General features: G+C 62.5%; 10 protein-coding genes. 6 read left to right on the plus strand and 4 right to left on the minus strand.

All coding sequences use genetic code 11. The features are described 5' to 3' along the window. Positions 1 to 118: 118 nt before the first annotated feature. Complete coding sequence (locus GJ699_RS10980; protein ID WP_195763518.1) at positions 119 to 556, plus strand: TetR/AcrR family transcriptional regulator; 438 nt, start codon at positions 119 to 121, stop codon at positions 554 to 556. On the opposite strand, the gene GJ699_RS10985 is transcribed toward GJ699_RS10980, so the two are convergent. Beyond that, the gene (locus GJ699_RS10985; protein WP_154376053.1) at positions 504 to 887 is read right to left on the minus strand and encodes a VOC family protein; all 384 of its coding nucleotides are present in this window, start codon (positions 885 to 887) and stop codon (positions 504 to 506) included. The genes GJ699_RS10980 and GJ699_RS10985 overlap by 53 nt on opposite strands. Positions 888 to 1,004: 117 nt before the next feature. Here GJ699_RS10985 and GJ699_RS10990 point away from each other — a divergent pair, with 117 nt between their 5' ends. Beyond that, on the plus strand, positions 1,005 to 1,373 hold the full coding sequence (locus tag GJ699_RS10990; protein WP_154376055.1) for a response regulator: 369 nt from the start codon (positions 1,005 to 1,007) through the stop codon (positions 1,371 to 1,373). Between the two features lie 3 nt (positions 1,374 to 1,376). Here the strand turns inward: GJ699_RS10990 and GJ699_RS10995 are convergent, their stop codons facing one another. The 3 genes from GJ699_RS10995 to GJ699_RS11005 form a co-directional block, all read right to left on the minus strand. Further along, a complete protein-coding gene (locus tag GJ699_RS10995; RefSeq protein WP_229262062.1) occupies positions 1,377 to 3,032 on the minus strand; it encodes an alkaline phosphatase family protein in 1,656 nt (551 codons plus the stop codon). A gap of 114 nt (positions 3,033 to 3,146) precedes the next feature. Continuing rightward, positions 3,147 to 6,701 (minus strand): pectinesterase family protein, encoded by a 3,555-nt coding sequence (locus GJ699_RS11000; RefSeq protein ID WP_154376059.1) that lies wholly within the window; start codon positions 6,699 to 6,701, stop codon positions 3,147 to 3,149. A gap of 29 nt (positions 6,702 to 6,730) precedes the next feature. Continuing rightward, positions 6,731 to 7,297 (minus strand): PEP-CTERM sorting domain-containing protein, encoded by a 567-nt coding sequence (locus GJ699_RS11005; protein ID WP_154376061.1) that lies wholly within the window; start codon positions 7,295 to 7,297, stop codon positions 6,731 to 6,733. Between the two features lie 393 nt (positions 7,298 to 7,690). Here GJ699_RS11005 and GJ699_RS11010 point away from each other — a divergent pair, with 393 nt between their 5' ends. The 4 genes from GJ699_RS11010 (at position 7,691) to GJ699_RS11025 (ending at position 14,293) form a co-directional block, all read left to right on the plus strand. Next, complete coding sequence (locus GJ699_RS11010; RefSeq protein ID WP_154376063.1) at positions 7,691 to 8,350, plus strand: hypothetical protein; 660 nt, start codon at positions 7,691 to 7,693, stop codon at positions 8,348 to 8,350. 162 nt (positions 8,351 to 8,512) lie between these two features. Beyond that, entirely contained in the window at positions 8,513 to 10,021 is a 1,509-nt protein-coding gene (locus GJ699_RS11015; RefSeq protein ID WP_371867530.1) for an efflux transporter outer membrane subunit, read from the plus strand. Between the two features lie 21 nt (positions 10,022 to 10,042). Next, positions 10,043 to 11,206, plus strand: a complete 1,164-nt coding sequence (locus GJ699_RS11020; RefSeq protein ID WP_154376067.1) for an efflux RND transporter periplasmic adaptor subunit — start codon at positions 10,043 to 10,045, stop codon at positions 11,204 to 11,206. Between the two features lie 12 nt (positions 11,207 to 11,218). After that, on the plus strand, positions 11,219 to 14,293 hold the full coding sequence (locus GJ699_RS11025) for an efflux RND transporter permease subunit (RefSeq protein ID WP_154376069.1): 3,075 nt from the start codon (positions 11,219 to 11,221) through the stop codon (positions 14,291 to 14,293). Positions 14,294 to 14,303: the final 10 nt, after the last annotated feature.

A 14,303-nucleotide genomic window follows, 5' to 3' on the forward strand; every position in this document is an offset into this window, starting at 1 on the left:
CCTTTACATGGTCTTGGGAGTGACATTAATATCAGTAGCTGGGTGGCGGTTGGCGGCCGTATGCGGCGGTCTGGCCGTTAGCAGACAATGGCTGAAAAATGTCCGGAAAGGTCGACGAATGGCGGTGGTGGAAGACAGAAGGCAAAAGCGAACCAAAGCTGCGCTGCAAGGCGCTTTTCGCGAACTGCTACTCGATCAGGGCTATGAGGCGCTGACCGTAGGCGCGGTGGCGGAACAGGCGAATATCGGCCGCTCGACGTTTTATGAGCATTATCGGACCAAGGAAGAGCTGCTGCGCGCCAGTATCAGCAGGCCATTCGGCGTGCTGGCCGGCCTGGTGGATGGTGCGAGCGGCGCCGACGTTCTGCTTTCGCTACTCCAGCATTTTCGTGAAAACCAGCAGGTAGCGCGACTGCTGCTGGGATGGCAGACCAGGACCGGCTTTGTCCGCCGGCAGTGCCGCGCTGGCGCAAATGCTCGCCGTCAGCCCGCGTTGAACGGGTTTATTGCGGTGGCGGCTCCCACAGCTCGACCTTGTTGCCTTCCGGGTCGATGACCCAGCCGAATTTACCGTACTCGGAATCGTCGGCGTTATCGAGCACGTTGCAGCCCTCGTCGCGCAGCGCTTGCAGCAGCGCCGCCAGGTCGTCCACGCGATAGTTGACCATGAAGGAAGCGCCCCCAGGCGCAAAGTGGCCACTGTCCGCCGCGCTGATGCACCACGCGGTAGTGCCGCCGACCGGTTTACCCTCGTCGTCAGCCCAATCGAAAGCCGCGCCACCCCAGGGCTGCACATCGATGCCCAGATGCCGCCGATACCATTCCCGCAGTGCCGCAGGATCTTTCGCATAAAAGAAAATACCGCCAACCCCGGTCACGCGTTTCATGTCGCCCTCCAGTCTGAGTGCGGATAACTCTATCACAACACCGTTCGATAGCGAACATACGATGCGCATGGCGCTTGTTACGATGACTCATCCGTTGATAACAACAAGAGGCTCATCATGGCAAGCGCTAAACAGGTTCTGGTGGTGGATGATAATGTGGAGATGGTGGAGTCGCTGTCGGCGCTGCTGCAGTGTCACGGCTACGAGACGGCGGCGGCGCATAATGGTTATGAAGCCTGCGACTGGGTGCGCGACGCGCTGCCGAAGGCGATCATCATGGACCTCGGCATGCCGTGGATGGATGGCTATGGCGCGGTGCGCGCGATCCGCCGCATGCCCGGCGCGCAGGAAGTGCCGATCATCGCGCTGACCGGCTCCGCCGACGGCGATTCGGCCAAAAAGGCCGTTGCCGCCGGCTTCAATCAGCACTTCTCCAAGCCGCTCAACTTCGAGTATCTGAATCAGTACCTGAGCAGCTTGTCCTGACGATTAACGCAGCGTTTCGGTCAGCACGCGGCCTTCGGCACCGGCTGGCGGACGCACGTGCAGCAGGTTGGCCAGCGTCGGCGCGATGTCGACCACTTCGGCGTACTGGCCGTAGTAGCCTGGCTTGACCCAGCGTTTGCCCATGATCAGCAGCGGCACGTTGGTGTCGTAGGCGTACGGCGAACCGTGCGAGGTGCCGCTGGTGCCGCTGCCGAAGTACCAGAACGGTTTGGTGATGGCCACCAGATCGCCCGAGTTGTCGCGATTCCAGGCGCGGCGCATCAGCGTGGCGATGTGCGTGCCTTGCACCGCGCCGCTTTCAAACTGGCTGCGGGTGAACACATCGGCAATGCCGTTCTGCGCCAGCAGGAAGCGCGCGGCGGCGGTTTCCACTTCTTCGCGTTTCAGCTTGTTCTGCTCGACCAGGCCGTAGTTCAGATGGATATTAGGCAGCGACCAGGTTTGTACCAGTTTGCCGATGCCGAACTTCTGCTCCAGATGCTGGTTCAGCGCGTCCATCAGTTTGTCGCCATCCAGGCGGGCGGCGTCCAGCTTCTGGGTCTTGGCGAATTCCGGCGTGTTGGGGAAGCCGTGATCGGCGGTCAGCACCACCAGCACGTTGTCCATGCCGACGCGCTTGTCCAGATAGTTGAAGAAGTCGGCGAACATGCGGTCCAGGCGTTGCAGGTGGTCGTGCGACAGTTTGCTTTCCGGGCCAAACGCATGGTTGATGTAGTCATGCGCCGACAGGCTGACACCCAGGATGTCCGGCACGCCGGCTGGATTGCGGCCCAGGTTTTCGCCTTCCACGGCGGCGCGCGCGAAGTCCAGCGTCAGCTGATCCAGATACGGGCCGACGCGCAGGCTGGCGTAGTAGCCGGCGTCGATCTCGCCGCTTTCGCTGTAGTAGGTGTAGGGCAGGCGGTTATGGCTGCCGGCTTTGGCCGGGCTCAGATCTTCGTCGGCATCGCCGTCGTAGGCGGCTGGCGGCAGCAGCGGAGCCCAGGTTTTGCCGTAGTAGCGGTCCTGAGGTTTGTTGGCCAGATATTTGGTGACCCATTCCGGGTGCTGCTTCATGTAGTAAGTGCTGCTGGCGAAGTCGCCGGTTTTGTCCATATACATATAGGCGGTGCCGGTTTTACCCGCCAACATGATCGCGCCGCGATCCTTGCCGGAGACGGTAATCACCTTGCTCTTGCTGCCGGTGGCGTAACGCAGTTCATCGCCCAGCGTGTCGACTTTCAGCTTGGCCGGCGAGGTGCCGTCACTAGGCTTGGTCTCTTCGCCGATGTAGGTGTAGTTGGTGTCTTCGCTGCAGTAGACCGATTTCTTGGTGATCGGATCGATCCAGTTATTGCCGATGATGCCGTGCACATAAGGATAGGCGCCGGTCAGGATGGCGGCGTGGCCAACCGCGGTCACGGTCACGCCATGCGCCTGGTGCGCATTGCTGAAGTACGCGCCCTGGTCCAGCATGCGGCGCAAGCCGCCCTGGCCGAACTGGTCGCGGTAGCGCTGCACCTGCTCGTTCGGCAGGCCATCCACCACCAGCACGACGACGAGCTTGGGCAGGGTGGAGGCGAGGGTAGGCGTGGCAGGCGCCGCAGCGTTAACGGTTTGCAGGGCCAGGCAGGAAGCCGTGGCCACGAGGGTGCGCAAGAACTGTCTTTTCTTCATAGGTCGTCGTTGGTTGAATGGGGTGGCATAGCGTACCACGGGCGTGCGGCATGCTACCCCATTCGTATGACCGGAGGATGACAGTCCGGCGACCCTTTACGGCTGTGGATTCCAGCCGGCGCCACCGCCATATGCGGCAAACACGGTGGCGCGGTCGGCAAAGCCGGCCTGCACGTCGCTGGCGCTCAACTGGAAGCCGCCGACGCGCGCCGCCAGGTTGATGGCGTCGCCGCTCAGCGTGGTGCTGCCGTATTCGCGCCAGCCGCTGGCCGCCGTGGCCAGCGCCGGATTCGGCGCCGGCTGGCTGTTGACGCCCGCGCTGGCCCAGCCCACGGTGGCGACATGGCTATCCATTTTGGTATTGATGAAGGCGATGTTATCCCAGTACGAGGTGCTGCCTGCGCTGCGCGCCAGATAGGTGGCGCCAGTCGGCACGTCGCCGTGCAGCGGGCCAGGACCGGCGCCGTGCGTCAGGCTGGAGTTCAGGAACACGTAGCCCTTGTCGGTGGCGTTGGCCACGCGCGCCTGCAGGATGTAGCCGCCGCTGGAGGCGTTGCTGGTATCGCCCACCGAACGGATCTCGCTTTCTTCAAACAGCGCGGCCTTGCTGCTGCCCCAGATGAAGTCCACATTGCCCGCCACCAGCGTGTGCCAGAACCACGAATAGCCCTTGAGGTTGAGCGTATCCTGTTCGCTGTAGAAGTTGGCGTTCTTGGCGATCAGGCGGCCGTTGTCGTTGTTGTAGTAGATGGTTTCAGCCTGCGCCGAGATGGCCGAAGAGCGCAGCGTGGTGTTCTTCAGCGTCAGCGTATCCAGCACCAGCAGGTCGGACGATTCCACCAGCATCACCGCGCGGCCGCCGGCGGCTGCGGCGTCGGTGCTGGTCTGGCTGGCGCCGGAGCCGGTGTTCAGCGTGTCGTAGTTGGTGTACTGGATGATGGCGCCATCGCGGCTTTCACCCACCAGCGTGACGTTGTCCTTGCCGCGCAGGTAGAGCAGCTCGTTGTAGACACCATTGCGTACCTGGATGGTGACCGGATCGGACGCGCCCAGCGTGTGCATGACGAAGTTCAGCGCGCCCTGCACGGTGGCGAAGTCGGTGTCGCTGGCGTCGCCCACGGTCAGACTGGTGCCGGCCACCGGTGCCGATGCGCGCGTGGTGAACGACCAGTCGCCGGCTTGGCCGATGCCGACGAACGGCACGCCGCCCAGCGAAGCGCCGGTGAACACGCCGTTGGCGATCGCCACGTAGTACTCGGTGCCGTAATCCAGCTTGTTGGCATGCGGCTTGATGGTGATGGTATTGCCGTTGATGGTGATCGGCGTGGTGTTCACCTTGCGTACATAGCTCTGGCCGGCGTAGCCGAGAATATCGGTCTCGCCGGTCAGGCGGATCACGTCCACCTGCGTGTTGTCGACTTTGCGGAAGATGCGGATGGTGCCGCCGCTGCCCAGCGTCGGCGCGCTGTCAAAGGTCAGCTTGAGCGAAGCGTCGATATTGACCAAGTCCGCGTGCGCGGCCGGCAGCGCGGAACCGGTTAGCGCGTAGGTCTGCGTCGGCTGCACGAATTGCGGGCTGATGGTGACGGCAATGGTGCGCGACAGCGTCGGATCGGAAGCGCTGGTGACGGTGATGGTGGCGGTACCCGCGCCAACCGGCGTTACGCTCAGGACCGTGCCATTGATGGACACCGCCGCCACCGCCGGGCTGCTGGATGAAGCGCTGTAGCTGTCCTGGGAGCCGTCCGGTTTCACCGCCGTGACAGAGACCGCAAGCGGCGTATCGCCCACCTCCGCCGACCAGGTCGACGAGGAGGGACTCAGCGTCAGCTGCGAAGGCTTCAGCGACGGATCGCCAATGCGCACATCATCGATCTGGAACGACTTGTTGGCGGTGTACAGCCCCACCAGGCCGCGCTCCGCAAACGAAGCATCGGTGACGGAACCCAGCGCCTCGCCGTCGAGGTAGACGGTCAGCGTGCTGCCGATCATTTCAAAGCGCACGGTGTAGAAGTTGGCATCCATCTGGATCGCCTTCTTCACCTGCTTGGGCCGGGTCAGCGTACCGGCCAGCATGCGCGCGATTTCGACTTGCGTGCTGGTGGTGGCGCTTTGCACATTCAGGCCGCCGCCATACCAGTTGGACGCATCCTTGTAGCGCGTGAGCAGATACAGCAGCTTGTTGCTGGTGGTGCTGTTGGTCATCGGCTTGATGCGCGCCTCGACGTAGTAGTCGCCCGAAGGTACGTTGGCCATGGCGGCCGGCGTCAGCGTGGCCAGCACACCGCCAGTGGTGGCGGCGGTGTATTGCATGACGATGTTGGACGAGCCCACGCTTTCTGCTTTGGCGCTGAAGCTGCCGTTAGGGCCGGACACCGGCAGCAGGTTCCAGTTGGCCAGGCTGCTGTTCTGGAAATCGTCGCAGAAGTACAGGCCGGAGGCGGGGCAGGTGAGGGTGACGGTGGCGTCCGGGGTCACATTGCCGCTGCCGCTGATGGTGGAGGTCAGCTTGCCGACGCCGGCCTGCGCGATGGCGTTGGCCTTGACCAGCGCAATCGGCCGCGCGGTGTACGCATAGGGCACGGTATAGGCCACGCTGCTCGGGGTCGAACAGCCGGTTAGCGCGGCGCCATTCAGCACCGAGCCGCTGTCCTTGAAGGCGCCCGGCACGGTGCCGCCGATCGGCTCAACCACCTGGTCGCAACGCGACACGCCACTGATCTCGAACACGTTGTTGTTGGACAGGATCTGCGCCTGTTGGCCCACGCCCACGCTGTACTCATACGGATAGGCCGGATGGGTGGTGCTGCCAACGTAGTAGTTGTTGAACAGGTGGACCTGGCCGAAGCGCACACGCGGCGCGCGGCTGACCACATCGCGGAACACGTTGTTGCTGAAGGTGATGTGCAGTTTGCCGCTGTCGGCGGTGGCGGTGTCGCTGGAGCCGATCAGGTTATTCTTGCGGTGCTGGCCGAATACGTTGTACGACACCGTCACGTAGTCGGAAGCGTTGGTGATATCCAGCGCGCCGTCGTGACATTGCTTGATCTGGCCATTCTCGATCGGCAGCAGGTCGTCGGTCATGGCGCCGTCGGTGAAGGTCACATGGTCGACCCAGATATGGTCCGAGCCGGAGACGCCGATGCCGTCATACGCAGAGTTCCAGTTGCCGAGCGAGCCGTCGGTCGGGTCCCAGATCGGGCCGACGTCGCAGGGATTGACGATCTTCAGATTACGAACGATCACCTGTGTCACGCTGGACAACACGATATGGCCGTTGATGATGCCAGCGTTAGCATCGGCGCCGATCAGCGTGGTGTTGGACGGCAGCCGTATCAATCCGCGTATCGCCTGGTCGCCGGTATTCACGTAGGGCACGCCCTCGGTCATGTCGATGGTGCCAACCAGCTTGATGATCTTTGGCGTGGTGCCGCCGCGCTGGATTGCCGCCAGCAATTGCGGACGAGTGGCGACAGTGTAGATCTGCGAACTGATGGCGGTCGAACCGCCAACTGTGCCGGCGCCGAAACCATCGGCCGGCGCCACCTGCAAGGCCGGATCGGTGGTGGCGGCCTGCGTCAGCGCTGCCATCGCCGTCATCGCCAGCAAAAGGGACAGCCGTAGCGCTGCCCTGAAACGGAAGAGTTTCATCTTGTGCTCCTTGAATTGTGAGGTTGGCGTTAGCGGGATCGGCGGCGCGCGCGAACTCCGATGCCGAGCAGGCCGGCCATCAGCATCCAGACGGTTTCCGGTTCGGGCACCGACTGCACCACGATATTGGTTTCAAGTGTGCTGAATTCACCATTCCATTCGACGCCGCTCAAGTCGATGCTGATGGTGTGGTCGTTGACGACAGTGAGCACCGGCGTGCCGGTGGTGAGGCCGGCGTCGCTGACAGTGAAGGTCTTGATGGCCGCGCCCAGCGAACTGCCAAAGTCGAAGCTGGCGATGTAGCTGCCGGTGGAGACGGTGTTGTTATTGAAGATGGTCAGATGGCCATCGGCCGCGAAATCGAAACCGAACAGCGCGTCGGCGGTGAGGAATTCCACGTAGAGGTTGTACGGATCCAGGCCGCTGACCTGGGTGGTGCCGCTGTAGTTGTCGCTGAGCGCGAGCACGCTGTCGGCGTTGTAGCTGGCGCTGATGACGGCATTGGCGAGGGAGTCACTGGCCTGTGCCGATGTGGCGGCAAACAGTAAATAGGCAGTGGAGGCCGCGGCTGCGGCTTTGCGTAGGGTGAGGTGCATATTGTCTCCAGATAGTTTGAGTTCAACAACGCCGTTCTTTGCCGGCGCCGATCGGCACACCTCGCGTATGCCGTGCCACCGCCAGGAGGGCCAGGGGATGGCCGAGCTTGCGGTTGGTCAAAAATCTGTGATGCGGTGAGATGAAACTGGTTGACCAATTCTACGGTGGTCTGACCAGTTTTTCAACGCATTTGTTGTACGGCAGATATGCTTTTGCATGTAAAACTATTAAAGTTTTCGCGTCATTGCTTTTTTTAATCAGACTAGTGTTGTAAAGAAAGATTTTTTCGGGAAAAGCGTACTTTTTTGCAGTAGATGCGTGCATGAAATGGTGACTGTTGCCAAAACACTGATAGAATGCATGGGTGAGGAATCTTCTTGCAGGAGTCGATTATGATTATGGTTAACAACATTGGTGGTGCCAGTCTGTCCGCAGCTCTGGTCGCTGAAAAAGCGATCGATCCGGGCAAGTCCGTTCACGCCACCACGGACAGCAGCAACAACGCGGATCTGAGCGCCTCGCTCGCCGTCTATCTGTCGCTGCCCGGCTTCAACGCAACCAGCCCCCTGCAGGCTGATACCAGCAGCACTACCGACAGCGGTGACCAGGCCAATGCGCTGGTCAAGGCCGTGTCGGAAGACGATACGCTGAAAACCGCCCTGCAGCAGTTTGACGAAGGGCTGAAAAAACTGGTCGAGCGTCCTGAAACGCAGATCTATCAGGCCAAGTTTGGTAGCGATGCCAGTGCCAGCGCCGATGCGACCACCACCACCGACGCCAATCTGCCTACGCCCGAGCCGCTGCCTGGCGTAGGGGAAGATGGTTTGCTGGGTGTGCCGCCACCGGATAGCGGTCTGGCTGCCGATACCAACCACGACGGCAAGGTCAGCGAAGAGGAACGCATCCGTTACGAAGCTCCTCTGACCTATCGCAGCATGGCGCACGACAATGCGGCCGATGTCGCCGATGCTGCCACCAACGGTCCTAACGCCTTCTCGCTGACCGAAGTGAATAGCGCTTACGGTGCCGGCGCCACGCCGCAACCGGCCTGATCCGCGTTCTTCCGATTCTGAAAACGGGCTTTGCCAGAAATGGCAAAGCCCGTTTTTTTGTCGCCGCACGGCAATAAAACTACACCTGAGCGTCAAAAAATGCGAATATGTTATTTAATGTATATCCATTCAAGAAAACAGTCACTGGTGCGGGGGACGGGAGTGAAGAAACGGATCGTAGTGGCGGCGCTGGTCGCCGTGGGTCTGGGCGGCTGTGCGCTTGGGCCGGAGTTTAAAACGCCGGCCGCGCCGGCCACAGCGGGAGACAGTTACACGTCGTCGCCGTTGTCACAGCAAACCGCTTCCGCGCCCGGACCGGGCGGCGCATCCCAGCAGTTCGCGCTGGGGCAGGAGATACCGGCGCAATGGTGGACGCTATTCAGTTCACCGGCGCTGGATCAGTTGATCCGCAGCGCGCTGGAAAACAATCCCAGCATGGCCGCTGCTGAAGCCACGCTGCGCCAGGCGCAGGAAAACTATAACGCGCAGGCCGGCAGTCTGGTCTATCCATCGGTCAGCGGCCAGTTGGGCGGCGGCCGCCAGAAGACCAGCGTGACCACCGCCGGCTCGGCGGCCGGGGTCTATAACGTCTACAACGCCTCGGTCAACGTCGCTTACACGCCGGACGTATTCGGCGCGACGCGGCGCACGCTGGAAGGCGCGCAGGCCGCCATCGATTACCAGCGCTTCCAGGTCGAGGCGACCTATCTGACGCTGAGCGCCAACGTGGTCACCACCGCGATCCAGGAAGCCTCGCTGCGCGCGCAATTGCGCGCTACGCGCGAGGTGCTGGACGCGCTGACCAAACAGCAGAACGTCATCGAGAAGCAGTTTGAATACGGCGCCATTCCGCGCACCACGCTGCTCAGCCAGCGCAATCAGGTGGCGCAGATTAACGCCACCATCGCGCCGCTGGAAAAATCGCTGGCGGCAGCGCGCCATCAATTGTCGGTCCTGGCCGGCAAGCTGCCGGGCGAGGGTGGCATGCCTGAATTTTCGCTGGAATCGCTAACCTTGCCGCAGCAGTTGCCGGTGTCGCTGCCGTCGGCGCTGGTGCGCCAGCGGCCCGACATCCGCGCCAGCGAAGAGCAGCTGCACCAGGCCAGCGCCAATATCGGCGTGGCGACGGCGGCCCAATATCCGCAGTTCTCGCTGACCGCCAGCTACGGCGCCAGCGCCGCCACCTTCGGCAAGCTGTTCGAGCCGGAGACCACGGCCTGGAGCCTGCTGGCTGGCGTGACTCAGCCCATCTTCAACGGCGGCGCGCTGAGCGCCAAGCGGCGCGCGGCCGAAGCGGCGTACGACGCGGCCGCCGCGCAATACCGTTCCACCGTGCTGACCGCGTTCCAGAATGTGGCCGACACCTTGCGTGCGCTGGAGGCGGATGCGGCCGCGCTGAAGTCGCAGGCCGAGGCCGAGGCGCTGGCCAAGGAAACGCTGGATCTGGCGCAGGAACAGTACAAGTTGGGCGGCATCAGTTATCTGTCGTTGCTGGATGCGCAGCGCAGCTATCAGCAAACCCACGTCAGCCTGGTGCAGGCGCAGGCGGCGCGCTATGCCGACACCGCCGCGCTGTTCCAGGCTCTTGGCGGCGGCTGGTGGAATCGCGCCAATGGCGCCCCCGCGGCGGCGACGGTATCGACCGCGCCCCAATACGGCAAAAACCAATAATCCAAAGCAGGAGAACGTTACATGGCCAAGCGATCGACGACCAAACGCATGCTGATCATGGTGGGAGCTGTCATCCTGCTGATCGCCGTACTCGCCTTCGGGAAGTTTTTACAGATTAAAAAGCTGATCGCCAGCGCGCCCAAGCCGGCGGCCCAGGTGGTCACCGCGATCAAGGTGCAGAGCGCCGAATGGCAGCCGCAACTCACTTCGGTCGGCACGCTGTCGCCGGTGCGCGGCGTCGACGTCACCACCGAGATCGCCGGCCTGGTACGCACGGTGCGCTTCAAGTCGGGCGACGAGGTCAAGGCCGGCCAGGTGCTGTTCGAGCTGAATGCGGATTCCGACGTGGCCCAGCTGCGCGCGCTGCAAGCCAACGCCGACCTGGCCACCACCACCCTCAAGCGCGACAAGCTGCAGTTGTCGGCGCAAGCTATCTCGCAGGCGCAGGTTGACAGCGACGAAGCGGACCTGAAATCCAAGCAGGCACTGGCCGCGCAACAGAAAGCGGTGGTGGACAAGAAAACCATCCGCGCGCCGTTCGCCGGCAAGCTGGGGATCACCGCCGTCAATCCTGGCCAGTACCTGAACCCCGGCGACAAGCTGGTGACGCTGCAAACCATCGATACTGTTTATGTCGATTTCTTCGTGCCGCAAAAGCAGCTGTCCAGCCTCTCTATCGGCCAGAAGCTGAACCTGAGCGCCGACGCCTGGCCTGGCGTGGCCTTCCCGGCCAAGGTGACTTCGATCAGCCCCAAGGTGGATACCGCCACCCGCAACGTGCAGGTGCAGGCCACGCTGCCGAACGCGAAGCGCCAGCTGTTGCCCGGCATGTTCGCCAACGTCAGCCTGGATCAGGGCGAGCTGAAAAAATACCTGACCTTGCCGCAGACCGCCATCACCTACAACCCGTATGGCTCCACCGTGTTCGTGCTGGCGCCGCCGGCGGGTGAAGCGGCCAAAAATCCTCTCAAGGATGACAAGGGCCAGCCGTATCTGGTGGCGCAGCAGGTATTCGTCACCACCGGCCCGACCCGTGGCGACCAGGTGGCCATTCTCACTGGCGTGAAGGAAGGCCAGACCGTGGTCACCAGCGGCCAGTTGAAACTGAAGAACGGTACGCCGGCCATCATCGATAACAAGGTGCAGCCGGCTAACAGCCCGAATCCGACGCCGCAGGAACACTGAGGATAGCGCGCCATGAACTTTACCGATATCTTCATCAAACGGCCGGTGCTGGCCAGCGTGATCAGTTTGCTGATCGTGGTGCTGGGTCTGCGCTCGCTGTTCAGCCTTCCGATCAACCAGTATCCGAAGACGCAGAACGCGGTGGTGACCATCTCCACCACCTACTACGGCGCGGATGCGGCCACGGTGGCGGGCTTTATCACCCAGCCGCTGGAGTCGGCCATCGCGCAGGCGCAGGGTATTGATTACCTGTCGTCGTCGTCGAACAGCGGCGTGTCGACGATTACCGCCACGCTGCGCCTGAACTATGATTCCAACCGCGCGCTGACCGAAATCACCACCCAGGTCAACTCGGTGAAGAACCAGTTGCCGGCGCAGGCGCAGGAGCCGGTGCTGTCGGTGGCCACCGGCCAGACCACCGACGCCATGTACATGGGCTTCTACAGCGACACGCTGCCGACCAATAACGTGACCGACTTCCTGTCGCGCGTGGTCAAGCCCAAGCTGGATTCGATCCAGGGCGTGCAGACCGCCGAGCTGCTTGGCGCGCGCCTGTTCGCGCTGCGCGCCTGGCTGGACGCCGGCAAGATGGCGGCGCATGGCGTCACGGCGGCCGAAGTCAGTTCGGCGCTGGCGTCGAATAACTATCTGGCCGGCCTGGGTTCGACCAAGGGCCAGATGGTGACCGTGCCGCTGACCGCCGGCACCGATCTGCACTCGGTGGAGGAGTTCAAGGCGCTGTCGATCAAGCAGTCCGGCGGCGCCATCGTGCGGCTGGAGGATATCGCCACCGTCACGCTGGGATCGGAGAGCTATGACTTCAATGTCGCCTTCAGCGGCGTGCGCTCGGTGTTCATCGGTATCAAAGTGGCGCCGGACGCCAACATTCTGGATGTGGCCAAGCGCGTGCGCGAAGCCTTCCCCGGCATCAGATCGCAGCTGCCGACCGGCCTGACCGGCGAAATCGTCTACGACTCCACGGAGTTCATCAACACCTCGATCGAGGAGGTGGTGAAAACGCTGGTGGAAGCGCTGGTGATCGTGACGGTGGTGATCTATCTGTTCCTGGGCAGCTTCCGCGCGGTGATCGTGCCGGTGGTGGCGATGCCGCTGTCGCTGATCGGCACCTTCTTCGTGATGCTGATGCTGGGCTATTCGATCAACCTGCTGACGCTATTGGCGATCGTGCTGGCGATCGGGCTGGTGGTGGACGACGCCATCATCGTGGTGGAAAATGTCGACCGCCACATGAAGGCCGGCATGACGCCGTTCGACGCCGCCATCGTCGCGGCGCGCGAGCTGGGGAGTCCGATTCTGGCGATGACGGTGGTGCTGATCGCGGTGTACGTGCCGATCGGCTTCCAGGGTGGCCTGACCGGTGCGCTGTTCACCGAGTTCGCGTTCACGCTGGCCGGCGCGGTGGCGGTATCCGGCATCGTCGCGCTGACCTTGTCGCCGATGATGTGCGGGCATTTCTTCGACCACTCGCAGGATGAGGGCAAGTTCGTCAAAGCCATCGACCGCGTGTTCGAGAAGGTCCACAACGGCTATCTGCGGGTGCTGCATAGTTTGCTGGACACCTGGGTGGTGCTGATCGTGTTTGGCGTGATTGTGTTCCTGCTGCTGATCGTGCAGTTCAAAATGTCGCAGTCGGAGCTGGCGCCGGAAGAGGATCAGGGCATCGTGCTGTCGCAGGTGGTAGGCGCGCCCACCGCCACCTCGGACCAGATGCAGCTGTACGCCAAGCAGATTTTCGAGGTGTCCAAGGAACTGCCCGAGTACGCGCAGATGTTCCAGATCACCGGCGTGCCGACCACCAATGCCGGTATCGGCGGTGTGCTGTTCAAATCCTGGGACCAACGTAGCCGCTCGGCGCACGAAATCCAGCAGGAGCTGCAAGCCAAGTGGAACAAGATCGCGGGTGGCCGCGTGGCGGCGTTCCAGTTCCCGGCGCTGCCGGGCAGCTCGGGCTTGCCGGTGCAGTTTGTGATCACCACCACCGAGCCGTTCGAGAATCTGAATACGGTGGCGCAGGCGGTGCTGGCCAAGGCGCAGAAGGACAACAAGTTCTATTTCGTCGACGTCGACCTGAAGATCGATACGCCGCAAGCGAAGGTGGAGGTGGACCGCGACAAGCTGGCCACGCTGGGCCTGACGCAGCAGGACTTCGGCAACGCCATGGCGGCGGCGCTGGGCGGCGGCTACGTCAATTACTTCTCGATTTCCGGCCGTTCGTACAAGGTGATCCCGCAGGTGCAGCAGGTGGACCGTCTGAACCCGAACGATGTGCTGGACTTCTACATCAAGACCCCGGCCGGCGACATGATCCCGGCCAGCACAGTGGCCAGCATCAAGTACAGCGTGCAGCCGGAATCGATCACCCGCTTCCAGCAGCTGAACTCCGCCACCATCTCCGGCGTGACCGGCTCGTCCCAGGGCGAGATCCAGCAGTATCTGCGTGACGCGTTGAAGGAAGTGGCGCCGTCGGGCTATACCGCCGACTTCTCGGGCGAATCGCGCCAGTACGCGGCGGAATCGGGCGGCTTCCTGGTGACCATGCTGTTCGCGATCATCATCGTGTTCCTGGCGCTGGCGGCGCAGTTTGAGAGCTTCCGCGATCCGATCGTGATTCTGTTCTCGGTGCCGATGGCGCTGTTTGGTGCGATGAGTTTTATCTTCCTCGGCTTCGCCTCGGTGAATATCTACACCCAGGTCGGGCTGGTGACGCTGATGGGCCTCATTTCCAAGCACGGTATTCTGATCGTGGAGGTGGCCAATCATCTGCGCGAGGCCGGCAAATCCAAGCGTGAGGCTATCGAGGAAGCGGCGGCCACCCGCCTGCGTCCGATCCTGATGACCACCGCCGCCATGGTGTTCGGCGTGATCCCGCTGGTGATCGCGTCGGGCGCCGGTGCCGCCGGCCGTCATGCCATGGGGCTGGTGATTTTCACCGGGCTGTCGATCGGTACCTTGTTCACGCTGTTCGTGGTGCCGGCCATGTATATGCTGCTGGCCGGTGAGCACAAGGCTGAAACCCAGCCTGCCGATCAGCCGCCACATGAGCCGTCCGCTCAGGGCGCACACTGAGCGCGCGACC

Source organism: Duganella guangzhouensis (assembly GCF_009674535.1).
Taxonomy (GTDB): Bacteria; Pseudomonadota; Gammaproteobacteria; order Burkholderiales; family Burkholderiaceae_D; genus Rugamonas; species Rugamonas guangzhouensis.

Coding starts and splice junctions, on each gene's coding strand:
- GJ699_RS10980 (WP_195763518.1), top strand. CDS start 119: ATGGCGGTGGTGGAAGACAGAAGGCAAAAGCGAACCAAAGCTGCGCTG.
- GJ699_RS10985 (WP_154376053.1), bottom strand. CDS start 887: ATGAAACGCGTGACCGGGGTTGGCGGTATTTTCTTTTATGCGAAAGAT.
- GJ699_RS10990 (WP_154376055.1), top strand. CDS start 1,005: ATGGCAAGCGCTAAACAGGTTCTGGTGGTGGATGATAATGTGGAGATG.
- GJ699_RS11000 (WP_154376059.1), bottom strand. CDS start 6,701: ATGAAACTCTTCCGTTTCAGGGCAGCGCTACGGCTGTCCCTTTTGCTG.
- GJ699_RS11005 (WP_154376061.1), bottom strand. CDS start 7,297: ATGCACCTCACCCTACGCAAAGCCGCAGCCGCGGCCTCCACTGCCTAT.
- GJ699_RS11010 (WP_154376063.1), top strand. CDS start 7,691: ATGATTATGGTTAACAACATTGGTGGTGCCAGTCTGTCCGCAGCTCTG.
- GJ699_RS11020 (WP_154376067.1), top strand. CDS start 10,043: ATGGCCAAGCGATCGACGACCAAACGCATGCTGATCATGGTGGGAGCT.
- GJ699_RS11025 (WP_154376069.1), top strand. CDS start 11,219: ATGAACTTTACCGATATCTTCATCAAACGGCCGGTGCTGGCCAGCGTG.